The organism is Oerskovia enterophila (genome assembly GCF_001692445.1).
GTDB classification, from domain to species: Bacteria; Actinomycetota; Actinomycetes; order Actinomycetales; family Cellulomonadaceae; genus Oerskovia; species Oerskovia enterophila.
The window spans coordinates 1-24,534 of the sequence record NZ_MAQA01000040.1 but is presented as its reverse complement, the minus strand read 5'-3'; the positions used below and the strand labels follow the sequence as shown (position 1 = coordinate 24,534).

The following is a 24,534-nucleotide window of genomic DNA, read 5'->3' as shown; positions in this document are numbered from 1 at the left end:
GCACCTATGCGCGCAGGCGCCCGAGAGCGTCAAGGAGCCCGCGAGGCTCCGTCGGCCGGCTCGTTGGGCCTCTGGCGGGCCAGGAGCGTCGCCTTGGCCCTGCGCAGGCTCGACACGCTCATGCCGGCGAAGCGGTTCGGCTCGCGCCAGATGCGCTCGATCTCGGTGTCGGCGAACCGGAGTCCGTCGTCGAGGCAGCCCTCGCAGATGCTCCGGTCGTACCAGCGGCCGGGACGGTTGTAGCTTCCGCCGCCGAACTTGGCCACGCGGACCAGGCGCTCGGTCCGCTTCTTGCACTCGGCGCAGCGCATCAGGCTCGGACCCCGACCTGCTCTTCGAGCCAGGTTGCGGCTTGCTCGGCCAGGTCGACGAGCGCGAGCATCGCCGCCTTGTCCTTGATGCAGGCCGAGTACGAGCCGCGCCCCTTCTCCTGCTCCAGGATGATCTGGGTGGTGTCCTGGTCCATGTCGGTCCCGAGGGCGAACCGCACCCAGCGCGAGAGGTTGGCGGTCATGTACGCCTCGTCGGAGACCTCCGTGCTGACGTCGTCGTCGTAGTCGCGGCGACCGCCGTCGAGGGCCAGGTGCTCGGCCGCGACGCGGGCAGCGTCCGCGTAGGCGCGAGCCTCGCGGGGGTCGATGAAGGCGCCCAGGTTCCCCATCCCATTGGAGGTGGGGGAGGACGAGCCGTACAGGACGGCGACCGGGGCGCGGCCGTACGTCGTGCGCTCACCCTTGCCCAGGCGCAGCATGATGTGCCGGTGCCCGGAGGAGCCGTGCACCATGGCGGGGCCGACGGTGATGCGCTCGGAGACGGGGGACAGTTCGGGGTTCTGGGGGTCCATCGGCTCGACGATGACGCGCGCCTGGTCGTCGGGTGCGTGCACCTCGACGCGCAGCCCGTACCGGTCGAGCAACGCGATCACGGACCCGGGCTCGACGCCCAGGGCGCCGGGACCTGCGACCTCGACCGCGTAGACGCCCAGTTCGTCGGGGGGCAGGGAGCCGATGTTGGATGGGACGAGGATCTCGTCGCCGGGGCGGACCTCGCTCCACGCCTTGGTCACCGCGCGCCCGTCCAGCTCGCGGGTCTTCTCAGCGACCCGCTCAGCCTGGGCGGCGGAGGCCTGGGCGCGAGCCACAGCGTCGCGCTCGACGAGGGAGGCGCCCTGCGGGTCATAGTCCTCGACGCGGACGGTCTCGCCGTCGTGATCGGTGACGGCCTCGATCTCCTCGACGTCGTCGAAGCACTCGGAGCAGCCGGGGGACTCGACGCGAGCGGCGAAGATGTTGTCGGTCGGGCAGCGGCGCTCGTCGGACCGCTCACCGCAGCGCGAGCACTCGTACACGACGACCGGCTCGACGATCTTCTCGTCCTGCGGGCACCAGTGTGCGGTGAAGGTCTCGATCGGTGCGCTCGCCGTGGTCGTCATGACCTCAGAGTGGGGCGCTGCTCCAGGTAAGTCCCAGGGCGAACGGGCGACCTCAGCCCACGAACTCCCAGTGCCACGGCTCGGGCAGGGACCCGCCGGGCTCGGCCCACTCCGGGTGGACGAACCCGAACCGGGCAGCGTTCGCCTTCATCCACCGGTACTCGGGGGACGAGAAGGAGTTGATGCCGCCGCGGAGATCCACGGCCAGACCCCAGCCGTGGTTCGAGGTGCCGGGGGTCGCCGCCCACTTGCCGCGGATGGCCTTGGTCGAGACCTGCTCGGAGAAGGATCGGTATCCGCCGGAGATCGTCAGGTTGCGCCCGAACGCGCCGACGAACGCTGCGTTGAGCGAGTCCAGGCTCTGGCTGGCGGCGCAGGCTATCTGCGAGCTCGGCGCCCAGCTGATCGGGCACAGCTGGCTGGGGCTCAGGCGACCGTTGGCGCCCGAGATGGTCGGGAGGGAGGTTGTGGCCGGCGTGGTGGCGGACGCGTCCTTCTTGGCCTTGGCCTCGGCCTCGCGCTGGGCCTGGAGCCGTTCGGCTTCGACGCGTGCCGCCTCGACCCGGGCCGCTTCCTCCTCGGCCAGGCGTTGCAGCTCGACCTCGGCGCCCAGCCGTTCGGTCTCGGCGAGCTCGATGGAGGCGACGACGGCGATCGCGTCCTCGATCGGCAGCTCGTCCACGGCCACCGAGGCGACCACGACCTGCTCGGCGACCTGCACCAGGCGTTCCTGGTCGTGCAGGGGCCCAGGGTCGGCCGGGATCACCTGCACGGGGGTCACGACCTCCACGGCGTCCACGATCGCTGCCTGGGAGGCTGGGGCCAGCGGGACGGGGGTGTCTGCGGCGGCGGAGGCCTGCATGACGGAGGACTCGACGGCGGCGACACGTGCCGCAAGGTCTGAGCGCACCTCCTGCTCGGTCCGCAGGGCCTGCCCGCGCACCGCCACCGACTGCGCAGCGTCCACGACCCGGTCCTGCTCATCGAGCCAGACCCGCTCGTCGCGGTCAGCCTGCCCCTGGGCGGCATCCTCCCCGAGCACCAGGGTCGCCGCGAGCGGCGTGGGGTTCGGGGAGCCCTCGCCCCCGGCCAGCGTGGCCACGGAGCCGCCGCCGACCAGCGTGGTGACCATGACTAGGCTCACCCCGAACGCCGCACCGCGGCGCGCAGGGATCGAGCGGCGGGCACGGTGGGACGGGCTGCGCCCCGACGCGGACCTGCGCACCTGTGGGCGTCGCCGGACCGCGGTCTGCGCCTGGGCCTGACGGGCCTTGGCCTCTGCCCGGGTGGTGGGGGCAGGGACGGTCTCGGCCTGAGCTGCTTGTGGCGTGCTCAGGTCGACCGCCGCGTCAGCGGGCATGGTGAACTCTCGCGCCTTCGGGCTCATGCACTCACCTATGCGCTGAACGCGGGCCCGGGTACGCAAAGAGCCGGGGTGCCAGGCCATCTCGGCCCAGCACCCCGGTTCTTGGTCAGGCGCCCCAGTCCTGCGGGCACCTACCTGACGAGACTCACGCCTCCAGGTCGCTACCGGCAGAAGCCGCCGCGCGGCGACGCTTGGAAGCGACGGCCAGTGCGATGCCGCCAGCGGTCAGCGCCAGGGCCAGGGCCGCGACGATACCCGCCTGGGTACCGGTCTTGGCCAGGTCCTTCGCGCCGGTCGTGTTCGCAGCCTGGTTGCCGCCGCCGTCGACGACGTTCGTCGTCTCGTTCGGCAGACCGCACTCGCCCTCGTGCAGGACCTCGCCGGACTCGTCGTACAGGGTCTCGACCCAGTAGACCTTGCCGACCGAGTCGACCTTGGTCGTGCCCGACTTGTAGTCGCCCTCACCGGTGACCGGGATCTCCGCGGAGGTGAACACCGGCTCGCCGGTGCAGACCGGGGTCGCGCCCGACTCCTGGGGGCCGTAGGCGCGGAAGACGAGCTCGGCGCCCTCGGGGACGTCGCCGGTGACCTTGGCGGTGTCGTCGAAGTTCTCGCCGACCTTGACCTCGGGGGTGGCCTGCGTGACGACCTTGACCTCTTCAGGAGTCCTGGGGACCTCCGGCGTCACGGGCGTACCCGGGACGAAGAAGCGCTCCATCTCGTCGTTGAACGGCGAGCTGAACGCCTGCACGCGGGCGTCGCCCTCGAACTCATAGACGAACACGTAGTAGCCAGGCTTGGTCGGGATGACCTCGTTGCCCTCGCCCCACCCGATGCGGAACGTGCCGTCGACGGCGTCGATGACCTGCTCGGTCAGGACCGGGGCGCCAGCAGGCACCTCAGCCGAGTCGAAGACCAACTCGTCCGCGAACGGACCGTAGACCTTCACCGTGGCGGTGTCGACGTCGGCGATCCAGCCGCCCTCACCCTCGAACTCGGTGTGGGTTGCGGGGAAGCCGTCGATGTCGACGGTGTCGAAGGCGCGCCCACCGATGTGGACGTTGTACTCACGCGAGAGCGAGGAGTGCTCCAGGGTGTGCAGGGCCGAGGTGGTCTCCAGCTCGGTCATGAACATGTCCGAGACGGACTCCTTGAGGAAGTCCTTGTCCTCGGGGTCCTGAGCGTCCTTGTCGATCGTCCAGACCCAGGTGTAGAAGCCCTCGGCGAACGCCTGATGCTCGGCCTGGGTGTGCTTGGTGCCGGGCTCGGTGAACGACAGGCGCTCCGTCGCGACGACGGGTGCGCCGGCGGGGGTCTCACCGGGAGCGGTCGGGACGTCGAACGGACCGTACAGGGTGCCGTCAGCGTGGAACTCGACGGGGTCGCCGAGCTCGTTCTTCAGCCAGACCTGGCCCTCGGGGAGGGTGACGGTCAAGGAGTCGCCGAGGCCACCCCACGGGTCAGCCTGGGCCGCGAGCATCGGAGTGCCCTTGGCGGAGTCGGGCAGGACGAACTGGTTGTCGCGCTCGGATGCGAGCTCGACCTCCATCTGGCCCACGATGACCTCACCCTCGGTGAAGAACCCGTCGGTGATGAAGTCCGCGCCGCCCGGCTGGTTGCCGGGACGCAGGAACTGCTGGTCGGCAGTCGTCTGGTTCGCGCGGGCGTAGGTCCAGACCCAGGTGTAGTAGCCCGAGTCGTCGGCGTTGATGTCCTCGCCGACGGTCTGGGTGCCAGCACCGTCGAACGTCAGGGTGCGCGTCGCAACGACGGGAGCCCCGGCAGGGACCTCGTCCGAGGCATCCTGCGGCTCGGTGAACGGGCCGTAGAGCGTGCCCTCGACGGTGACGTCGACCGGGTCGGTCTTCGCGCTGTCGTGAGTGATCCACGGGTCCGGCGCCTGTGCGCCGACGGTCACGGTGTCCGTGAGCGCGGTGCCGCGGGGCGTGAACTTGTTCGGGACGAGGCTGGAGATGGTCGGCGTGAAGTCGTAGATGACCGAGAAGGTCTTCTCCGGGCTGACGATGGAGAACGGGTCGTGGGGACCGAGGAACGCCACGTCCTGACGTCCAGCGCCGGCCGCAGCCAGGAGCACCGTCTTGGGGAGCGAGCCCGTGGAGCGCTGCTGCCACCGGACGTCACCGTTGCCGGTGGAGACCCACTGGAGGGACTGTGGGCCATCGGTGCTCTTGCCGGTCCAGACGTTGGTCTCGCCCGCGTCGGGGAAGCCGTTGCCGTTGGTGTCGAAGACGGCCGGGCCGGTCATCGTGACCGTCAGGTCCAGGCCGGGGATGTACGTGTTGCCGGACGCTCCGCGCACGCCGACGTTGTTGACGGCGCCCACGCGGCGGTCGTCCGTCGAGGTGCTGGCGTCCGTCATCGTGTACGGGCCGCCGAACTTGGTCGCGGAGTCCACGAGCTCGGCCGCACGGTCCTTGATGTTCTGCGGGGTGTTCGCCTCGATCTGCGCCTTTGCGTTCGCGGCACCGCCGTAGTACGCCCCGTCACGCTCGAACGTCGTGTGCGTGAGGTAGCTGATCGCGGCCTGCGTGACCTGGTCAGCGGAGCCCGAGAAGTTGGCGTAGATGAACGCCATCGTCGGGTGCTCGACGCTCTCGGTGGCACCGATCGTGCCCGCGCCACCGGCACCAGGCTGGTTGTACTCCGTCACCTGGATGCAGTAGACGGCCGTGCCGGCGGGGGTGCCCTCCGGAGCCCAGGCCTGACCGAGGACGGCCTGGTTGCTCGTGTAGGGAAGGTCGATGTTGATGCCTCCACCTGGGCCAGCAGCAGCCGTAGGTACCAGGCCCGCGATCAGGCCAGTACCGAGCAGGGTGCTTGCCGTCACACCGGCGAGGATCTTCTCCCCGCGGCGGCGCTTCTCGGGGCCGCCACGCGGCCTTGCGGTCCTCTCAGACATGGATTCCTTCTTCCTGGGTCCGGGGCGCGACCTTCGTGCCGTTGCACGAGCGGAAGCCGCGAGGTCCCTACCCATCCCCTATGCGGAGAAAACCGGGCAGCTCCCGGCCGGAGACCGGGTGAACCTGTGAGCGGGCGGTGGACGCAACCCGCGCACCGAGACCAACCACGGCCCGGGGGGCATGTGGCTCACGTGCTTGAGCACGAGCGGAGGCCACACGGTCCCTCCCCGGCACCTATGCGCAGAAACCTCGAACACCTGATTTCGGGCGGGCACGAGAGAAGGCCCGAACCTGTGGAGGTCCGGGCCGTCTCGTTGCTCGTGCCTAGCGGGTGTGCGGCCGGTTGGCCGTCGCGCAGCTCAGGTGGTCAGCACTGGTTGGAGTCGCCCGAGCCGCCACCGCCGAAGCAGGTGTCGACGCTGATGTCGCCGCCACCACCGCTGCTTCCACCACCGGTGCTGCCGCCGCCCTTGGGCGGGGTGACCGGCACGGTCGGCTTCTTCGTACCCGAACCCGACCCGCTCGACGTACCGCCGGACGTACCGCCGGACGTACCGGACTTGGTGCCGCTGCCGCCTGACTTCGCTGTCGAGCCACCGGTCGTACCCGACTTGGTGCTGGTGCCCGACTTCGCGGTGGAGCCACCGGTCGAGGCGGCCGCCCGCTGACGAGCCGCCTCCTGCTCAGCTGCCGCAGCCTGCTCGGCCGCGACCCGCTGGTCCTCCGCCGCCTGCCACGCACCCTGCGATGCGGTCACCGGCTCGACCAGGGGAGCGAGCGCGTCACGCGCCGCCACGATGGCCGCGCTCTGGGCGCCGACGTCGGTGGAGACGCCGGCGACCTCGACAGCGGACGCCTGCGAGGCTGCGGTGATCCCCGCCGCCAGCGCGTCACGAAGGCCCGCCTCAGCGTTCGGCGCACCGTCGAGCGCACCCTGGGCCGAGGCGATCAGGGCGTCCAGCTCAGCCTTGGCGCCCTGGTGGGCAGCCACAGCCTCCGCCAGCGCGGAGGCTTCGACACGGGCCAGGCCGATCTCGGTCGCCAGCGCAGAACGAGCTGCTGTCAGGGCGGTGATCGCAGCGCGAAACTCGGCCGTCGCGTCCAGCGAGGAGCCCTGCGCCAGGAGCTTGGTCACCGCTGAGGTGTCGACTCCGAAGCGCTCGGCGGTGCGGACCTGGGCCGAGGCGACCGAAGCCAGCTCGTCGTAGGTCTTCTCGGCCTGCGCGAACTCGACGGCGGCAGCCTCACGGGCGCTGGCCACCTGGGTGATGGTGAATCCGCCCGCGATGAGGGTCGCCGCGACGCCGATCGCGATGAAGGCGCGCGTGCGCCGGCGGGGCTTGGCCGCGACGGCTGAAAGCTCGACGGTCTCGGTCGTGTCAGTGTCCGTGCTCATGGTGTGCTCCTCGTGAGTTGTAGTCAGTCTCTTTGCGGACTCCTCGTCTGCATGCATAGTTCGTGGGTGAACCTGCTGGGAACGTCCCAAAGTCACCCGCTGAACCCCTTGCTAAGTGGCTGGTGGACCAGGAACGAGACGAAGCCGAAGCGGTCCAGCGACTCCAGGAACACGCGCTCATGCGACGGGTCGACGAAGACGACGTTGCCCCCGGGGGCGCTCGTCTCGGTGAACGGCTCGTAGTCGGTCCGCACCAGCACCAGCGGGATCTCGTGGGTCCACGGCCACTGCAACTCGACGGCGCCCTGGCCGCGGTCGCTGAGTAGGGGCGTCAGGGTCTCCTCGGTCTCGGCCGCGGGGTCCAGCGCGGTCTCGCAGTACAGCGCCTGGGTCATGCCCGCGATCGTGCAGGCCGCGTCGTAGCGGGCCAGCAGCGCCTGGTCGTCGTCGAGCCCGACGTACGTCTCGCCGACCAGGTGCGCGACGAGCTCGGTGATGGACTCGGCCACGATGGTGGTGGTCGCGGTGACCAGGCTGAAGGGCCAGGCGCCGCCGCTGGGACGTGCAGGGGCTGCGGACTGGGCGGGGTCGAAGGTGATCTGCATGATCGCTCCTGTGCGGTGAGGTTCGGGGGTGGTGTGCGCTCAGGCCGCGGCGCGAGCGGGGGAGGCACCGAAGGTCGCGTTGACCAGGGTCGCGACGGTCTGGGCCAGGTCGTCGAGGGTGCCCGAGTTCTCGATCACGCCGTCGACCATCGAGCTCGGCAGACCGAACTCGGAGGAGTGGGCGTTGACCGCGACGATGCCGGGACGGCGCACCTCCCACACAGTGCCTGCCTGGGCGTGGACCCACTGGGCCTCGACCCGCGCACGCACGTCCGAGATCACGACCGGGTACACCCCGCCGAGGGACTCGTCCTGGACCAGTGCGCGTTCCAGCGCCCGGACCCACACGTCATCCCCGAGGTGTCCGCGGATCGCGTCCGTCCCGAAGCGCTGCATGAGACCGCGGACCTCGCTGGCGTAGACGCGGTGCTTCTTGGCACCCTCCCACCCGTCGGCGTCGATCCGGTCCGAGAGGGTCGAGGTGCCGTCCAGGCGCGGGTCCAGCGACGTGATGATGGCGTCGACGGTCGCGGCGTCGACGTCGGGGAACCCGAGCCAGTCAGGCAGCACCAGCGTCGAGAGCGACTCGCGCAGCCGTTCGACCTCGGCGCCGGTGGTGCGCCCGCGGGAGGCCACGTCGATCCCGCCCGCGGTAGAGACCGTCGTGGTCCCGTCCAGGAACGGGTCCAGGCCGGCCAGGGCTTCCTTCATCTGGTCGGCGAACGCGTACCGGGAGAACCCGAAGTCGCGCACGAGGATGGAGGCGACCGAGTCCTTGCCGGCGCGGGCCAGCCATCCGACGCCGATGACGGGTCGGGCACGTACGGCGGGGCGAGTCGGGTCCGGTGCAAGGTTCATGCCCGCACCTATGCGGCAACGGGCCTCACAGCGGGCAAGGGGAAGGGCACCGTGTCCACGACAAACGCGGCGCCCCAGCCCAGCACGTGGTCCTGCCGGCACCCCGGCCGGATCAAGACGAGTGTCTCAGTTCGCTCGCGGTTTGGTCGACCCCAATGCGGGGGTTTGTCACTTCGCCTGCTCGCCTCGCTTGGCCTCCGCGGCCTCGACCGCGAGCTGGTGCGCGGCAGCCGCGGCCCCGTGCAGCCGGACGTCCGGTGAGTCCCGGCCGTCGCCCGCCCCGAAGCCGCCGGAGTCCAGGCGCGAGGGCGGGCGCTCGTCGTTCATGTAGTCGTCCAGGGACGGGGTGTGCTTCGCGATCTGCGCCGGGGTCGGCGCAGGGTTGGGTGTGGTGGAGATGCGCAGGCGCACCAGGTAGTCGCAATACTGCTCGGTGGTCGCGAAGTACGACTTGAAGACCGAGGCCGGACGCCCCTCGAACTCCGCGACGCCCACACCACGCGACGCGGCGCGGTCAGCCTTGATGTTGTCCGGCACCAGCGGCGCCGAGCGCGGGTCGAGGAACGCGTGGCCCCGGGCCTGCTCGTTCGGGTTGGCGCCCAACAGCATCCGGTTCGCCAGGTTCGTCTTGAGCGGCACCCCGATGCCGGTGTTCTGCTGGGCCATCTGGGTCGCGATGATGACCCTGATCCCCACGAACCGCAGCTCGGCGGGGATCTTCGCGACCGTAGCGACGGTCGACTGGATGATGAGGTTCTTCGCCAGCGGTTCCTGGACGAGCGGGTGGTCCTTCGGGACGCCCTTGGGCACGGGCTCCAACGCGAACATCCCGGTGACCTCGTCGAGCACAATCAGGATCGGCTTGGGCCGTACGTGCTCGGGCAGGTCCTGGAGCTTCTGGGCACCGTGCTTGGCGAGCAGGGCCGAGCGCACGTCCTTCTCCTGGTAGACGAGCTTGAGCATCGTCAGGGTCGCCTCGGGGGAGTCGCATCCCCACCCCCCGGGGCGGCAGTAGTTCTTCGCCCAGGTGAAGTCCAAGGCCTTGTGCGGGACGTCGCCCAGGCACAGCTCCCAGCCTCGGGCCAGGGCGCCAGCGATGAGCGCGTTGATGGCAACGGTGTTGTGGGTAGGGATGAACTCGCCCGTCAGGTAGGTGTGTTCTGGGTGGTTCACGCGCAGGCACCTGACCTCCTTCACGCCGACCCGTTCGACCCCCACGACGTAGTTCCATCGCGACGTTGGGCGCATCGAACCTTTGGAGTGGAGACGGGCACGCTTGCGTGGGAGTCGGAACACGACCTCGTCCGTCGTGAACTTCACTCGGTGCCGCACGCCGACGACACGGCGCCGCTTCGAGCCCGGTCTGGTCGGGTCAGGCTCAGTGAGAGCGGCGTCGTTCATCGTGATCGAGGCCTTGATGCCCAGTGAGCGCACGAGCTGGAGTGCGTGGCGGGCGAGGCGCTCGTCACAGACGGCGAACTCGCACTGTCCGGCCTTGTTGACCGTGCCGTCAGTGTCCATGAGGCCTTGAAGCAGGGCGAGGCGCTGCTCGCGGGATGCACGTAGATAGAGCGCCGGGATGTGCTTGTTGCGGTAGAGCCCCGCGTCTCGCAGATGCATCGAGAAGGTCGCGTTGCGCGCGAACCTCGTCGAGCTGGAACGCGTGACCCGGCAGGTGCGGCAGTACGGCGAGTGACCTTCGACAGGGACCCAGTCGTAGTGGCCGTTCAGGCAGGCAGTGACGTCGGGGCGTCCAAAATGCAGGGAGACGGCGGAGGAGCCGCCTCGGGTCTCGACGCGAACGCGAGACGGGCCCCACGCCTGCGAAAGCAGCGCCCGCATCTCAACGAGGTCAGCGTCGCCCACCGTTACGCCGCCGTTGCGGGCGGTGCCGTCCCCGAGCCACGCACCTAGCAGGTACGGGTCGATGGGGAGATCTGCTTCCTTGGTGTCGATGGCCGGGGCGACCCGCACCGCGAACTCATTGCGCTCTCCCGCGCCGGTCTGTTCTGCCAGGAGCTCGGTCGTGGTGACGATCCTCGTCTCCGGAAGCCGACGCGCCCGCGCCGACTGTCCGTTGGTCTTCGCTGTCTCGTGATCGCGGTACGCCAGCGCGAACTCATCCACCGGGTAGATGCGCGCAGACCCAGACCCTGACGCCAAGATGAACGGCAGGCCGGCGTTCTGCGCGATGACGCGAACCTTCTGCTCGTTCAGTCCAAACATCCTCCCCAGTGCCTGCGGGCTGGCGCCTGCGGCGACCTTGCACGCATCCTCTGCGAGGAGAGAGATGCGATCCAGTCGTTCCGAGAGGCGCTCGCGCGTCGCAGCCCGCTTGTTCACACCCCTGGCGCCGTGGGCGATCCTGCTCGCGACGTCGGAGACGACCCACATGTGCTCCGCGTCGGCCTCCACTTCCTGGCCGTCCGAGAACTTCACGATGAGAACCTCGCGCTCCGAGATGGGGGAGAGGTAGTCGACCAGCGCGACCTCGCCGCCGCCGGTGAAGACCTGGTCTCCCAACTCCAAGGTGCCCATGGTTGCCCAGCCGTCGGGGAACCTGTCCGAGACTGGAACGGGGATGGGAGTGTCGAGCGGTTGCGCCTTCCCCGCTCCCGCAGTGCCCACGATCAGGGCCCCGGGGGTCGCGTCGAAGTCGAGGACCAGGTCCTCGCCCTCGGCTCCGTTGTGGCCGAGTTCGCGCCCCACGGGGATCTCCCAGTAGGCCTTCTCGGACTTCGGTGCGGTGAACGGGTACGGGATCACGGCGGGGAACGTCGGCGGGTCCGAGGGGATGATCTCCGCGGTCAGGGCCCGGGTGTCGATGTCGACGTACCAGCCCTCCTGCCCGACGACGACCGTGGCGACCTCGTCCATCTTGTCGTTGTGCTTGGACGGGACGTAGGTGTGCGGCAGGGCGACGTGGAACCCGCCGTCGGGTCGCTCGCCGACCTGCACCTCCCACGGCTTGACCGACAAGGCCAAGGCCAGGGCGCCGCGGCACCGGGCCACCTCGTCAGAGAGCTTGGTCAGCTCGGCCCGGCCCAGGAACGGCTCGAAGCTCGTCAGGTAGAACCCGGGGTGCTGGTCCTCGAACCGCGCGGAGATCTCGTCGCCGTCGGACGGCTTGGTCCCTCGCGGCAGGTTGACCTGCTTCATCGGGGCGCTCTTCTTGCGCGACGTCGGCTGGGCGGCGGTGACCTCGGTCAGTGCGACCTGACGGGTCAGCGTCGCGGTGGAGTCGGCCGGGTCGATGGACTCCAGCTCCCACCCTTCGCCGTGCTTGGCCACGACCATCGCGACCAGCGCCTGGGCGTGCTTGGAGGGGTCGAAGCCCCCCGGCAGGTCCGCCGTCATGCGTTCGATCGCCACCGCTTGGCCTCCGTGTCGTGGTCCTGGACTGCGTCTCTGGGGTCCATGCGCAAAAAGTCCTCAGGCCTGGCACCGACCGAGACCGGTGCCAGGCCCATGAGGAGGACACAGCGCACGAACACACAGACCGCCGGATCGGGTTCCGTCGCCGGAACCGTCCAACACCCGTCACCTATGCGGGGGCCGTGCGGTCAGGTCTGGGCTCGCCCCTGCGCATAGGTGCATGTGACCGATCCACGCACAGGATGGAGCCCGACATGTCCCGCACCGATGCCCACGTCCCCGACGATGTCGAGATCGCCCGCCTGCCGTTCACCGCTGTGGAGACGAAGCACCGCCACTGGCGCGTCCTGCCGCTGCGCCAGGTCTCGTGCCTGTCGCCCGAGGCTCGGTGCTTCCCGGTAGCAGCACGCTGGGCGTCCCGGCAGCCGCACTCGCGCCGCGGCTCGGGCCGCATCGAGCGACGCTCGGTGGTGCGTGACGTCCTGCGCACGGCGACCGTCGCAGCCAACAGCGGACTGGACCTGGACGACATCGCGATGCCCGTCCCGCACCGGTTCTGCCTGTGCCAGACGTGCGGGGACTGAGTCAGCAGCCCGAGCTCGCACCGGACGGGGAGACCGTGACCTCGTACGCCTTGAGCTGGCCCCCGGCGTAGCGGGTCCCGACGTTGTTGGCGACGTCGACCGGGCCCGAGGGGCACTCGAAGGACTGGACGTTCTTGGCCGCGCACGCCTGGTCGCAGAACCAGTCGGAGACCGCGGCGTGCACCCCAGATGCCTCGATCGTGTTGCCGGTGACCGAGCCCGAGCTGGCGTTGCGGGTGCGCACCGCATCCCCGGAGACCTTCGAGATCGTGTTGCCCCGCACGTCCAGGCCGGTGGACAGGACGGCGTAGATCCCGTGCACGAGCCCGGCCTGGGCGCCCGAGTTCTCGATGCGGTGCAGCGTGTTGGCCACGACGCGGGCGCCGTCGGTGTTCTGCACGTGGATGGCGGCGTACCCCGTCTTGGCGGAGTGGGCTGAGCCGATCCGCTCGAACGTCATGCCGGTGACCGTGGGGCGGGGCAGGGGGCGTCCTTCGCCGCTCGCGCGCTCCGCCGGGCCACCCTTGTAGGAGTACCCGCCGGAGATCCGCAGCCCGTTCGAGTACCCCGTGACGGTCAGGGACCGAACGTCATACGTCGTCTCGGCGCCAGGGGCGAGGATGTCGAGCCAGTACGTCCCACCGAGCCCGGACCCGTCGAAGACCGGGACCTGGGCCACGGGCAGCGCCTGGCCCTCGACGTAGTCCTGGGGGAGGAAGCGGATGCGGTGGCCGGGGGAGGCCAGGGACCACGTGCTGGGCGTGAGGCGGTACGTGCCTGCGGCGATGCGCACGTCGATGTTCGCCCCGGCCCCGCCCGCGGACTTCGCCACCTGCTGGGCGCGAGCGAACGACCCGACCGCGGTGCCAGGACTGAGCCCGTCGCCGGAGTCCGCAGCGCCCGGAGCCATGAAGACGGTGACGGTGGGTCCAGGACCGGCCGGCGACTCGGACGCCACGCCGGTGGACCGCGGCGCACTGGACGTTCCGGAGACGGAGCCGCCCGTCGTGCCGGTGGCGGTGCTGGTGGCGGGGACCGGCTCGGGGGTCGGGGCCGGGACGACGGTGACCGGTGGGTCGGGTGCGAGCTGGGTGACGTCGTCGGGAACCACGACCTGAGGTGCGGGTGCCTCAGTCGTCTCCTGGCCGGCGTCTTGCTCGGGCGAGGCCTCCGCGACCACGGTGGCGGGGTCAGGGAAGAACAACATCACCGCGATCAGGCCCAGGGCCAGGACGGCGGTGATCGGGTTGCGGGGCAGGGGGCGAGTCGGGTCCACGCACGCCCCTATGCGCAGACCCGACCCGGAACCTGGTGCCTACTCGAAGTAGATGTTGCCGTCGTCCCCGACGATCGGGCTCGACTCGTTCAGCGCACGGGCCACGTCCTGGAGACGTTCTCCGTGCTCACCCAGGCCCCGGTCGAAGAAGCCGGCGCCGTGACCGTTGCGCGAGAGGTACAGGTCGTGGCCGACCTGGGTCGCGTCCTCGCAGCCGAAGTAGTCCGGGCTACCGGTGGCCTTCAGGACGTGACGCTGACCGATCAGGAACCGCTCGACGTCCTCACGGATCTTGGTCTGCGTCTGGGCGGGAAGGTCCTCCCACATCACCTCGCGCGGGTTGGCCAGCCCCTGCTCCACCAGCTCGTCCGAGGACGACCACAGCGCGGTGTCCAGGTACTGCTGCGAGGCGTTCTCGACCCGCTCGTCGTGCTCGGCCAGGTGGTCGCGCAGCTCGCGCCACATGTCGCGCGACCCGTACGTCCCGGGGTCGGACTCGTTGTAGAGCGCGATGGCCTTGGTGCCGGACTCCAGCGCCGAGGTCAGGTCCTGCGTCGAGGCGTCGGCCGGCAGGTCGGTGGACACCGTGGCCTGCTGCCAGTCCCAGTCGTCGCCGTCGAGCCGCTCGACGCCGTACTCGTCCGCCATCCAGGCGTTGATCGCCGGGGAGTGCTCGTCGAGCCAGGCGTCGACCTTCTCGGCGTCCTCCTCGCTCATCACGTCCCCGCCCTTGGTGCTCACGCCCGGGACGAGGTCGCCCAGCCCCTCGCGGATGCCGAGAACGATCGAGGACTCGGCGTGGAAGGTGCCGTCCTCGTTGCGGGAGAGGCTGATCGCCCCGAGGGCGTCGTGGCCGTGCTCGAAGGTGCCGATCTGGGCCTCGTCGCCGCCGCCGAGCTCCTCGGCCAGCGGCCGTGCGGCGTCGGGGTCCTGCGCGCCCGGCCCCAGGTCGTGGTCCTGCCCGATCGGCAGACGCATCTGTCCGTCCGGGGCGCAGCAGTTCTGGCAGGTCTGGTCGGTGCCCCACGGTCCGTCGCAGCGCGGGCACTGGGGAAGCTCGGGGCCCAAGGCGCCCAGCCCGCCCACGGCCTCAGTCACGTCCTTGGTGGCGAACTTTCCATCATGCATCCTCGGCTGCGTCGCTGAGGCGTTCAGTGCGCCGCGCAGCATGTGGTGCTGTGAGGTGGCGCGGGGGCGCGGGATCTCGTCGTGGGTGCTCATGCCCGTACGTTGACGGGGCCGGTCCGGGCCGGCGCGACAACCCTGAAGTGTGAGGTGGCTCACTTCTGTCGCCGAACCGGGAGAGCCGTTGAGCGGTTTGGGCGGAATTGACGGCCGTGAGAATCCGGGGTGTCGGCTGATCGTTGCCTGGGAGTGCTAGTTTCCAGTCACCATCGTGGGCTGTGAGCGTGCTGTGAGCCAGGTTGGGGCCTGCCCGTAGGGGGTGTGGGTTCTGATGTGCCGCTGGCAGTGTTGCTGGTGGCCGCACAGTTGGAGCGGTGGCCGTGGCCATTCTTGTCTCGTTCTCTGGTGTTCCTGGTGCTTGGCGATCTGGTGTCGCGACGGTCGCGGCGACCGTCGCTCTTGCGGTGGGTTCTGTGGGGCTGTCGTCGCTCCCGGCTCAGAGTGCCGTACCTGCCACGGCACCTGCGGCACCGGCCGTGTCTGAGCCAGCGCCGGAGCGCACGAGTCAGGGTTACCTTTCTGCGCCGGATGCGGTGACTGCGCGGGCGATCGCACGACTTGAGGATGAACCCGTTGAAGTTGTAGGTGAGAGGTACGAATCAGGTTCGGTGTTCGCGATGCCTGACGGCACCATGATGTTGGGTGCGGCATCTGGGCCCGTGTGGGTGCGACAGGGTGGCGATGGGACATCATCGCAGGACTGGTCAGAAGTCGACACCACCCTTGCTTTTGGTGAGGACGGACTGGTTCACGCGAAGGCGCATCCCGGTGATATTGCTCTCTCGGGTGGCGAGCCGTTCGAAGGGGGCGTGCCGGTCGAATTGGGGTCGTTGAGTGGTGACGGTGGGTCTCGGCAAGTGATGGAGTGGGAAGGGAGTCTGCCCACCCCGCGCCTAGAAGGATCTCGCGCCGTGTACGAATCCGTACGGCCGGGGATCGACATCGTGGTCGATGTACACACAACAGGGTTCGAGCAGTTCTTCGTCGTCAATGAAGAGGTGGGCAACGGGCAGCTCAGCCTGCCGCTATACCTCTCGACGGATGAAGGTGCCATCGTCGAAGAGGACACTGGCGAACTGAGCGCGATGAATGGCTCCGGCGAGGTGGTGGCATCGTCGTCCGTCCCCATGATGTGGGATGCGGTTGCCGACGCGGATCGTGTACATCCGGTAACCGAGGAGTGGTCTCCGGCCGAGGTCGTTTCCGCGAGGCCACCGATGCCTGGGTGGGAGGAAGCGAGTGCGGGGCCTGCTTCAGCGCCGACCGGAGCTCGCACTTCGGCGCCAGAGTCGGCAACGTCCAAGATGCCCGTGGAGCCTGCCAGTGATGACCAAGTCGAGGTCGAGCGCACGATCGAACTAGTCGATGACTCCCGGGCTCGTGTCGATCTCCAGCCTGATCAGGGGTTCTTGACGGCGCCGTCGACTCAATTCCCGGTAGTGATCGATCCAGAACTGGAGATGAAGACGACCTTCGACACCTGGGTGCAGTCAGATTCCAGCGTTGATCAGTCAGGTAGCGCAGAACTTCGGTTGGGATCCTACAACGGTGGCGGTGTCATCGCCCGCTCGTTCATGGCATTCGACGTTCGTCCGATCTTGGGCAAGACGGTCTTGGCGTCCACACTCTATCTGTACGGGATTCACTCCTACTCGTGCTCGGCGAGGAACTGGGTGTTGTGGCACACCGATGGCGCAAATACCTCTACGCGGTGGAGCAACCAGCCCACCTGGTTCAACCCGCAGGCGATCTCATCGCAGACCAGAGGATACTCGACCGCGTGCGCGCAAGGCTGGGTGTCGGTCGATGCGAAATCGCCAATGACGTGGACGGCAGCACAAACCCATGCCGGCATTACGCTGGGCGTCAGGGCGGAGAACGAGGCTGACACCTACGGATGGAAGAGGTTCCTATCGGCGAACAACACTGCTGGGGCGCCGTTCATCTGGGTGAGCTACAACAGCAAGCCGAACGTTGGCGGTGCGGTAGGTGTATCGCCGAAAGGCTCATCGGTTTCCGGCGTGACGTGGACGAACACCCTCACACCCACGCTGACGTCGACTGTGAGCGATCCGGACGGCGGTACGGTGAAGGCGACGTTCCAGGTGTTGCAGGGTGGGACGATCAAGCACAGTGCGGAGGTCAGCGTCGCCAGCGGCACCGTTGCCCAGTACAAGGTGCCCGCTGGTGTGTTGGTCGAAGGGACGGCTTATACGGCCCGGGTCGCGACGTTCGATGGACAGTTGTGGAATGGCGCCTGGTCTCCAGTCCTGGCCTTCGCGGTAGACAAGACAGCACCTGGTGCTCCGGTGGTGTCCTCAACCGACTACCCGGCGGACAACACATGGCACAAGGACGCCAACGAGGCTGGGACGTTCTCGTTCAGGCTGGCATCAGCCGACACCTCGGTCACCGGCTACAAGTGGGGTCTAGACAAGGCTCCAGCGACATTGGTCGCTGTTGCTGGCGGCGCCGCCGGTACCGCGAACATCAAGCCGACCACTGTCGGCAAGCACACGGTCCAGGTGCAAACCGTCGATCGGGCGGGCAACGTCTCGGCGCAGATCAGCAAGTACACGTTCCTCGTCGGCAGGGCGGGATTGCTCACTCCTGAAGAGGGCGCACGGGTGGTGCGCCGGGCCCGGCTAGAGCTCGGCACCAATGACACGACCATGACGCACGTCAAGTATCAATGGCGCCGAGGACCGGACTCGACGACCATCACCGATATCGCCGGGGGCGCGCTGACAGCATCGGACGGTGACGCATGGGGCGCGGGTTGGCAACCAGCCCCCGACTCTGACGACTACGTGTCGTGGGATGCGGGGATGACGCTCGGGTTCGCCGGAGGACCAGTACAAGTACGGGCAGTTCTCGCAACGAGCGCCTCCGGGGCGGGCGCGGCGAACACCCAGTGGGTGACCCTCATCGTTGACCCAAGCGCAAGCGGTGCCGCGTTCACGACGATCGGCCCCGGATCGGTGAACCTGCTCACCGGTGACCATAACCTTTCCGTGACGGACGTGGAAGAGTTCGGCATCTCGCTGGTCCGAACGACTTCCTCACGGGACACCGATTCGGGATACCAGCTACAAGACGACCTCGTCAGGCCAGCGGCTGAGGGAGCAGAGTTCTCGAACGTGCGGGCCGCGGCCGGGGAGTCTGGTGGGTACGCGACGGTCGCGATGGACAGCACCCGTTTCAACTCAGGAACCCAGAGCATCCGCGTCACACCAGGTACAACAGGCACCAGTAACACCTACGGCTCGCTCGTAGGCGACCTCGGCGGCGGGATGCGTCTGGGCCTCAAGCCTGGGGGGACCTACCGCGTCTCGGGTTGGATCTTCGTCCCCGCAGGTACGGGATTGACGGCGCCGAGCCCGCTGGGCAACCGGATCACCATGCTCTGGAAATCGGGCGGCGTGTACCCGCACCCGACGGCAACGGGTGCCATGTCGAACGCTCCGACCAAGGTTGACACGTGGCAGCACCTCACGTTCGACACCACGATTCCCACAGATGCGACCGAGGCGTTCATCCGGCTGTACAACGGGCAAGACGCCGGGACCGGCAAGCCGGTGTACTTCGACGACGTCTCGGTCCGACAGATCTGGGCACCGTTTGGCAAGGCATGGGAGACCGGCACCGCCGATGCCGCCGCAGGCACCGCGTACACGCGCATTTCGATGCCCTACGACGACGTCGCGGCGGTCCACCTGGCCGGCGGTGCGCAAGTGTGGTTCAGCACGGGTGACCGCACCAAGTGGTTCCCTGAGCCAGGCGCTGAAGATCTCAAGCTCGTGCGCACGAACGCGAACGCATGGCGTCTGACGGAGATCGACGGCACGATCACCGATTTCGCCCGGACGAGATCGACAGGCGACTTCGACGTGCAGATCACAGCACCGCCCGTCGCCACCGGGCAGGCCCGACACATCTACACGATCGTCAACGGTGTTCAGCGATTGACCAGAGTGATCGCCCCGATCGAGACGGGAGTAGACGACTGGCCGGCCAACAACGCTGCGTGCACCACCGCCACGCCCGCACGTGGATGCGAAGTGATGGAACTTGCCTACGCCTCCTCAACTACCGCGACCGTGAACGCGCCCGGCACGTTCACGGGACAGGTCTCGGGCGCTTCGGTGTGGGCATGGAATGGTGCCACCTCGACAATGAAGAAGGTCGACGTCGCCCACTACCGGTACGACACAACGGGACGCCTGGTCGAGGTCGAAGACCCACGCATAGTCGCGGCCGGTGCTCCTGCGTTGGTGACCCAGTACCAATACGACGCTGATGGTCGTCTCGTGAGCGTCACCGCGCCCGGTGAGGAGCCCTACACATTCAGCTACGGCGCGGGCGGCGCATCCAAGACCGGTGCTGGTGACTTTGTCGACCCCTCGCTCGGACGACTACTCACCGTCTCCCGCGCCTCACTACTGCCTGGGTCGAAGATAGAACTTGGGCCGGTGAACACGACAACTGTCGTGTACGACGTGCCACTCACGCGCGCCAAGGGGGGGCCCTACAACCTGGACGCGGGTGCGCTGGAGACGTGGGCGCAATCCGACGGCCCCACAGATGCGACTGCGGTCTTCGGCCCGCAAGACCTCCCGGGAGTGACGACTGCGACCGCAGCCAAGCCTGGCGCTGACGGCTACGGTCCGGCTACTGTGCACTACCTCAACGCCGCAGGACTTGAGGTCAACGCGGCGACACCTGCGGGCAGTGACGCGCCCGCTGAGGGATTCATCGACACCGCTGAGTACGACCGCACAGGTAAGGTCGTGCGTTCACTTGACGCGACCAACCGGCTCCTGGCCTTGCGCAAGCTGGCGAACGCGGACCAGATGCTCATCGACTGGGGCTTGCAGGACCGCACTTCCATCGACCTGGCGACAATGTTCGACTCTCGCTCGGTCTACTCCGCCGACGGACTAGAGGTTTTGTCCGAGATCGGGCCCGCGCAACAGCTCGCCGTCGCGAACGACCCCGGTGACGTGCGCTTGCTACGCCCGCACACGGACTACAAGTACGACGAGGGCAAACCTGATGGCGCCGCCTACCACCTCGTCACGACTGAGACGACCTCGGGGCTGGATCCGGACACAGGGGACAAGGTCGACCCGATCGTAACCAAGACGACATTCAGCCCGGTTGACGGTGCGGCCGCACTCGGTGCAACATCGGGCTGGGTGCACAAGGGTGCCACGTCGATCACCGTCGACGCCGGACAACCCACCGCCCTGACCTCGGTCGTCCTGTACGACGCCCGCGGACGAGCAATCGAGTCCCGCAAGCCCGGCTCGACGGGCAACGATGCTGCGACCGTGAAGTCGATCTTCTACTCTGCGGGGACCGAGGCTCCCGACGCACGGTGCCAGAACAAGCCCGAGTGGGCGGGGCAGCCGTGTCTGACGTTTGCCGGGGGAGCGGTCACCGGGCACGACCCGGCCCGCATGTCGGCGGATCTGACGGTCAAGCGCACCGAGGCCTACAACGGGTTCGGGTCCCCGACGGTGATCAGCGAGAGCACCGGTGCTGATGCTGGCCTGGTCACGCGGACCACGACCACTACCTACGACGCGGCCGACCGCGTCACCGGGGTACAGATCGCGGGTAGCACCGCGGCGGCCGGGGCCACGATCGCAAAGACGACCACGACGTATGACGGCCCGACGGGTGACATCGTCAAGAACGCCTCGGTCAACGCTTCGGGGGCCGAGACCGCGAGCGTGGTCAAGGAGTACGACCGCCTCGGTCGTCTGATCAAGTACACCGACGCCAACGGCGGGTGGACGAAGTCTGAGTACGACCGGTACGGCCAACCCACCAAGGTCACTGACTCGATCGGGACCACCCGGTCCTACGAGTATGACCGGGCCGCTGACCCGCGTGGGTACGTCACCAAGCTCACCGACTCGGTCGCCGGAACCATCACCCCGACCTGGGGAGCCGACGGACAGCTCGAATCCCAGACCCTGCCCGGCGGGGTCACCCTCACCATGACCTACGACACCGCACGGGTCCCGGTCGCCCGCAGCTACACCCGCACCAGCGACGGAACGGTAATCGCAGCGGACTCGGTCGTGGAGAACCACCGCGGCCAATGGATCACCCACACCACTCCCACCAGCATCCGCAACTACTCCTACGACCGCCTCGGACGCCTGACCTCGGTCAACGACACGTCCGGTGCGACCAACCAGTGCACGACCCGCACCTACGGGTTCGACAACCACACCAACCGCACCTCCTTCACCACGGCCACCGCCACGGCCGGCGGTGCATGCCCCGGGACCACCGGCGCCACCACGATCACCTCCACCTACGACACCGCAGACCGCCTGGTCTCCACCACCGAGCCCGGCGGCAACACGTGGGCCTACGACCAGCTCGGGCGCATCACCAAGATGCCCACCGAGAACGGCACCAAGACCGCGACCACGTCCTACTTCGTCAACGACCTCGTCGCGACCCAGGAAGTCCCCGGGACCAAGCGCACCCAGTGGGGCCTGGACCCGCTCATGCGCTTCGACACCCAGGACACCTTTGAATGGGTCAACAACGCCTGGGCCAACTCCACCGAGACCATCAACCACTACGACGGCGACAGCGACGAACCCTCCTGGATCGTCAACGACGCGACCCTGCCAGACAACCTCACCCGGTATGTCGAAGGCATGGACGGCGCACTGGCCGTCCAGACCGGCAAGACCGGTGAGCGTGTCCTGCAGCTCGTCGACCTCCACGGCGACATCACCGCCACCCTCCCCATCGCCGACGGCGCCACCACGGCCACCTTCACCGAGCTGCGCTTTACGTCCTTCGACGAGTTCGGCATCCCCCAACCCATGACGAGCGGGGCGACGAGCAACGCCCCACCCGCCCGCTACGGATGGCTCGGCGCCGCACAACGCAACGCCGACACCCCCACCGGCGTCATCCTCATGGGCGTCCGCCTCTACCACCCCGCCACCGGCCGCTTCCTCCAACCAGACCAAGTCGCCGGAGGCTCAGCCAACACCTACGACTACTGCAACGCCGACCCCGTCAACTGCACCGACCTCGCCGGAACCTTCACCTGGAAGGGCCTCGTCAAGGGCATCGCCAAGGTCGGCGAAGTTGCCGCCTGGATCCCCGGCCCTGTCGGTGCAGCAGCAGCCGGCGTCTCGGCCGTCGCGTACGCCGCCTCCGGCAACAAGGGCAAAGCGCTTGCGATGAGCGCCACAGCGGCACTTCAACTCGTAGGAGCGGGAGCGGGGGTCCTGGTAGGGCTGAAAATAGCCTCTGTGGCGGTGAAGGCGGGGCAAAAGGCTCGAGCAGCTGAGAAGTTACTTCGTGCAGCTCCGATTTGGAGTGAAACGAAGAAACTGAGCCCGATTGCAAATGCGGTGAAGCACTTTGGCAAGCATGGGAAGGAGTTCGGTGCAAACGTCACGCTTAGACGCTACGTGCAGGCGGCGAGTCGTTTCACTAATAGGAACTCATTCGGGACCTTATCGCGCACTCGTTCCAATGGCGACGTGGTGAAGTACAATCCTTTCACGAACACCTTCGGGGTGCGTGCGGCGAATCGCGCACCCCGAACGTTCTTCAAGCCGACTTCGCGGGTTGTGGGCTTTCGACAGTTTATGAGGTGAGTGTGGAATGTGTAGAGTTTGCGGATGGTCTGGCGATGTATTCTGGCAGGAAGGTGTTCCGCTCTACGTCATTTGTCCTTGCTGTGGATCAGAGTCTGGGGTTGACGACGTGCCAGCAGGTCACGCAGACATGAGGCGACGAGAATGGCTTGCCTCAGGAGCCGAGTGGTCAGACCCGCGCGAGCGGCCGCCAGATTGGTCACTAGAGTTTCAGCTTGCTCGCCTGAGTAGTACTGAGTAGTAGTGGGTCGCGGGACTGAGTGTTCGCAGCTGTTGTCCTTTTTTGGCGCACCTCTAGACCATGCCACACAAGCGGCCAGTACGCGGTGATGGTCGCCTCCACGACCGACTCGCCGGACATCAGCAGGTTGCCTCGACCTCCGTCCCGGTCCTGTCCGGGTCGGTGGTGATCTGCACCGCTCGGTCGGCGTGGGAGCCGCAGACGTACCCCGAGGGGGCGTCGACGACGGACACCGGGCCGAACTTCTCGGTCATGGCGGAGACCAGCGGCACCTCGGGGGCGGCGGTCGCCAGGGCGCTCATGCCGCCGTCGGCGTCCGTCACCGCCTTGGTGGCGAACTTCCCGTCACGCATCCTCGGCTGCGCCGTTGAGGCGTTCAGTGCGCCGCGCTTCGCGCGGTGCTCCAAGGTGGCGCGCGGGTGCAGGGACTCGTCGTGGTCGTTCACAGGAGGTGCCTCTCGTCGGCGCGTGGTCGTACCTGGTTGTTGACGGGGGTCAGGCGAGCAGGCGGGCGACGATCGCGCGCCGGGTGCTGAGCGCGGGCACCCCGCTGGCGGTGAACAAGGTGACGCCGAGCTCGGTCTGCATCGCGGACCAGAACAGGACGCCGGTGTCCAGGACGTCGGTGGAGGTCCACCGGTTCGTGGTGGGGAAGAGCCCGGCCAGGGTGCGGACCATGCGCGAGCCCCAGCCGCGCACCCCGGTCGCGTTGATGATCTCCACGACGTGCGGTGCGGTGCCCGCGTCGTCGAACAGCAGCCAGGCGCCGTCGTCACCAGCCGGGGTCAGGCGCCAGCGATCACCGCTGGGCCCGCCGACGAACCGCAGGCTCAGGCCCTCGGCCTCTGCCGCAGCCTTGGCACCGGCGATCACCGCAGCTGCTCGCGGATCTCGCGGCGGGCGTTGGAGCGGCGGGCGCCCTTGCGCGGGCCGGGGACGTGCGGGGAGGCCGCGGAGGACGAACGGAGCCCGTGCATCGCTCGGGCCAGGTCCGGTTTGGCGACCGGGGCGTGCGACCCGGCCTTGCGGCGCGCGATCACAGGCCACCGTCCTCGGCGATCACCACGGAGTAGGCCATGCCCAGGTCGTGGGTTGCCCCGCTCAGCGAGTTCGACGCGTAGACGGTGCCCGGCAGGTCGACGTTCGCGAACCGGCGCAGCTCGCCCAGGGCAAGGTCGGGGGCATCGCCGGGCGCGGGTGCCAGGTCCGCCTCGGCCAGGACCATGTCGGCGAGGTTCAGGGCGAGCTCGCGCTCCTCGGCCAGGTACGCCCACGCCTCGGCCGCCGTGTCGAAGACGGCAGGGGACTGGTCGCCGTCGGGCAGGTAGCCGGGGACGTTGATGGTGGCGATGAACATGGCGGGCTCCAAGGTCGGTCCGTGCTGACACCCACCTCGTGGGGCGCGCGGGCAGGAAGGTCCCCGTGGGGGTCAGGCGCGCGCGATGACCCGGGCCAGGTCCGGCGGGGTCCAGCCGGCAGGCTTGAGGATCTTGTTGTCGCCCGCGCGAAGGATCGGGAGCCTGTCGGGGCCGAGCTTGGCCATGTTCGTGCGGTGCACCTCGACCAGCGCCTCCTCCAGGGGCAGGTGCGCCTCGATCGCCCACCCGTGCTCGACGACGACCAGGTCCGCCAGGGCGTCCAGGATCTCC

16 protein-coding genes and 1 pseudogene are annotated in these 24,534 nt (G+C 68.4%); 2 read left to right on the top strand and 15 right to left on the bottom strand.

The features are described from left to right. Nucleotides 1-29: 29 nt before the first annotated feature. The 8 genes from OERS_RS14940 to OERS_RS14905 all read right to left on the bottom strand — a co-directional run bounded on the left by OERS_RS14940 (nucleotide 30) and on the right by OERS_RS14905 (nucleotide 11,950). Nucleotides 30-311 (bottom strand): hypothetical protein, encoded by a 282-nt coding sequence (locus tag OERS_RS14940; RefSeq protein ID WP_068626631.1) that lies wholly within the window; start codon nucleotides 309-311, stop codon nucleotides 30-32. Next, complete coding sequence (locus tag OERS_RS14935; RefSeq protein WP_068626630.1) at nucleotides 311-1,432, bottom strand: hypothetical protein; 1,122 nt, start codon at nucleotides 1,430-1,432, stop codon at nucleotides 311-313. Before OERS_RS14935 ends, OERS_RS14940 begins: the two co-directional genes overlap by 1 nt. 52 nt (nucleotides 1,433-1,484) lie before the next feature. Then, nucleotides 1,485-2,819, bottom strand: coding sequence for a M15 family metallopeptidase (locus OERS_RS22280; RefSeq protein WP_139107864.1), 1,335 nt, complete (start codon nucleotides 2,817-2,819; stop codon nucleotides 1,485-1,487). A 124-nt stretch (nucleotides 2,820-2,943) separates the two neighbouring features. After that, nucleotides 2,944-5,718 carry a hypothetical protein gene (locus OERS_RS14925; RefSeq protein ID WP_139107863.1) on the bottom strand — a complete coding sequence of 925 codons (2,775 nt, stop codon included), beginning with the start codon at nucleotides 5,716-5,718 and terminating at the stop codon, nucleotides 2,944-2,946. Between the two features lie 368 nt (nucleotides 5,719-6,086). Then, nucleotides 6,087-7,115, bottom strand: coding sequence for a hypothetical protein (locus OERS_RS14920; protein ID WP_068626624.1), 1,029 nt, complete (start codon nucleotides 7,113-7,115; stop codon nucleotides 6,087-6,089). 92 nt (nucleotides 7,116-7,207) lie between these two features. Next, nucleotides 7,208-7,720, bottom strand: a complete 513-nt coding sequence (locus tag OERS_RS14915) for a hypothetical protein (RefSeq protein WP_068626622.1) — start codon at nucleotides 7,718-7,720, stop codon at nucleotides 7,208-7,210. A 39-nt stretch (nucleotides 7,721-7,759) separates the two neighbouring features. Beyond that, nucleotides 7,760-8,578 (bottom strand): deoxynucleotide monophosphate kinase family protein, encoded by an 819-nt coding sequence (locus OERS_RS14910; RefSeq protein ID WP_068626620.1) that lies wholly within the window; start codon nucleotides 8,576-8,578, stop codon nucleotides 7,760-7,762. 168 nt (nucleotides 8,579-8,746) lie between these two features. Further along, a complete protein-coding gene (locus OERS_RS14905) occupies nucleotides 8,747-11,950 on the bottom strand; it encodes an LAGLIDADG family homing endonuclease (protein WP_068626618.1) in 3,204 nt (1,067 codons plus the stop codon). Between the two features lie 257 nt (nucleotides 11,951-12,207). Here OERS_RS14905 and OERS_RS14900 point away from each other — a divergent pair, with 257 nt between their 5' ends. Beyond that, a complete protein-coding gene (locus OERS_RS14900; RefSeq protein ID WP_068626617.1) occupies nucleotides 12,208-12,537 on the top strand; it encodes a hypothetical protein in 330 nt (109 codons plus the stop codon). 1 nt (nucleotide 12,538) lies between these two features. Here OERS_RS14900 and OERS_RS14895 read toward each other — a convergent pair whose 3' ends face one another. Both OERS_RS14895 and OERS_RS14890 read right to left on the bottom strand, forming a co-directional pair. Continuing rightward, nucleotides 12,539-13,813 (bottom strand): right-handed parallel beta-helix repeat-containing protein, encoded by a 1,275-nt coding sequence (locus OERS_RS14895; protein ID WP_068626615.1) that lies wholly within the window; start codon nucleotides 13,811-13,813, stop codon nucleotides 12,539-12,541. Nucleotides 13,814-13,852: 39 nt separating this feature from the next. After that, nucleotides 13,853-15,034 carry a hypothetical protein gene (locus OERS_RS14890; protein WP_139107862.1) on the bottom strand — a complete coding sequence of 394 codons (1,182 nt, stop codon included), beginning with the start codon at nucleotides 15,032-15,034 and terminating at the stop codon, nucleotides 13,853-13,855. Between the two features lie 581 nt (nucleotides 15,035-15,615). Here OERS_RS14890 and OERS_RS14885 point away from each other — a divergent pair. Then, nucleotides 15,616-22,644 (top strand): RHS repeat-associated core domain-containing protein, encoded by a 7,029-nt coding sequence (locus OERS_RS14885; RefSeq protein WP_139107861.1) that lies wholly within the window; start codon nucleotides 15,616-15,618, stop codon nucleotides 22,642-22,644. A gap of 360 nt (nucleotides 22,645-23,004) precedes the next feature. Here OERS_RS14885 and OERS_RS14880 read toward each other — a convergent pair whose 3' ends face one another. The 5 genes and pseudogenes from OERS_RS14880 to OERS_RS21805 form a co-directional block, all read right to left on the bottom strand. Further along, nucleotides 23,005-23,331, bottom strand: a complete 327-nt coding sequence (locus OERS_RS14880) for a hypothetical protein (protein ID WP_068626609.1) — start codon at nucleotides 23,329-23,331, stop codon at nucleotides 23,005-23,007. A 49-nt stretch (nucleotides 23,332-23,380) separates the two neighbouring features. Further along, a complete protein-coding gene (locus OERS_RS14875; protein WP_068626607.1) occupies nucleotides 23,381-23,758 on the bottom strand; it encodes a hypothetical protein in 378 nt (125 codons plus the stop codon). Then, complete coding sequence (locus OERS_RS21585) at nucleotides 23,755-23,925, bottom strand: hypothetical protein (RefSeq protein ID WP_169834235.1); 171 nt, start codon at nucleotides 23,923-23,925, stop codon at nucleotides 23,755-23,757. The genes OERS_RS14875 and OERS_RS21585 overlap by 4 nt, the downstream gene beginning before the upstream one ends. Continuing rightward, nucleotides 23,922-24,242 carry a hypothetical protein gene (locus OERS_RS14870; RefSeq protein WP_068626605.1) on the bottom strand — a complete coding sequence of 107 codons (321 nt, stop codon included), beginning with the start codon at nucleotides 24,240-24,242 and terminating at the stop codon, nucleotides 23,922-23,924. The genes OERS_RS21585 and OERS_RS14870 overlap by 4 nt, the downstream gene beginning before the upstream one ends. 72 nt (nucleotides 24,243-24,314) lie before the next feature. Then, a pseudogene (locus tag OERS_RS21805) lies at nucleotides 24,315-24,534 on the bottom strand (hypothetical protein); the annotation flags it as partial.

Coding starts and splice junctions, on each gene's coding strand:
- OERS_RS14940 (WP_068626631.1), bottom strand. CDS start 311: ATGCGCTGCGCCGAGTGCAAGAAGCGGACCGAGCGCCTGGTCCGCGTG.
- OERS_RS14935 (WP_068626630.1), bottom strand. CDS start 1,432: ATGACGACCACGGCGAGCGCACCGATCGAGACCTTCACCGCACACTGG.
- OERS_RS22280 (WP_139107864.1), bottom strand. CDS start 2,819: ATGAGCCCGAAGGCGCGAGAGTTCACCATGCCCGCTGACGCGGCGGTC.
- OERS_RS14925 (WP_139107863.1), bottom strand. CDS start 5,718: ATGTCTGAGAGGACCGCAAGGCCGCGTGGCGGCCCCGAGAAGCGCCGC.
- OERS_RS14920 (WP_068626624.1), bottom strand. CDS start 7,115: ATGAGCACGGACACTGACACGACCGAGACCGTCGAGCTTTCAGCCGTC.
- OERS_RS14915 (WP_068626622.1), bottom strand. CDS start 7,720: ATGCAGATCACCTTCGACCCCGCCCAGTCCGCAGCCCCTGCACGTCCC.
- OERS_RS14910 (WP_068626620.1), bottom strand. CDS start 8,578: ATGAACCTTGCACCGGACCCGACTCGCCCCGCCGTACGTGCCCGACCC.
- OERS_RS14900 (WP_068626617.1), top strand. CDS start 12,208: ATGTCCCGCACCGATGCCCACGTCCCCGACGATGTCGAGATCGCCCGC.
- OERS_RS14890 (WP_139107862.1), bottom strand. CDS start 15,034: ATGAGCACCCACGACGAGATCCCGCGCCCCCGCGCCACCTCACAGCAC.
- OERS_RS14885 (WP_139107861.1), top strand. CDS start 15,616: ATGCCTGACGGCACCATGATGTTGGGTGCGGCATCTGGGCCCGTGTGG.
- OERS_RS14870 (WP_068626605.1), bottom strand. CDS start 24,242: ATGTTCATCGCCACCATCAACGTCCCCGGCTACCTGCCCGACGGCGAC.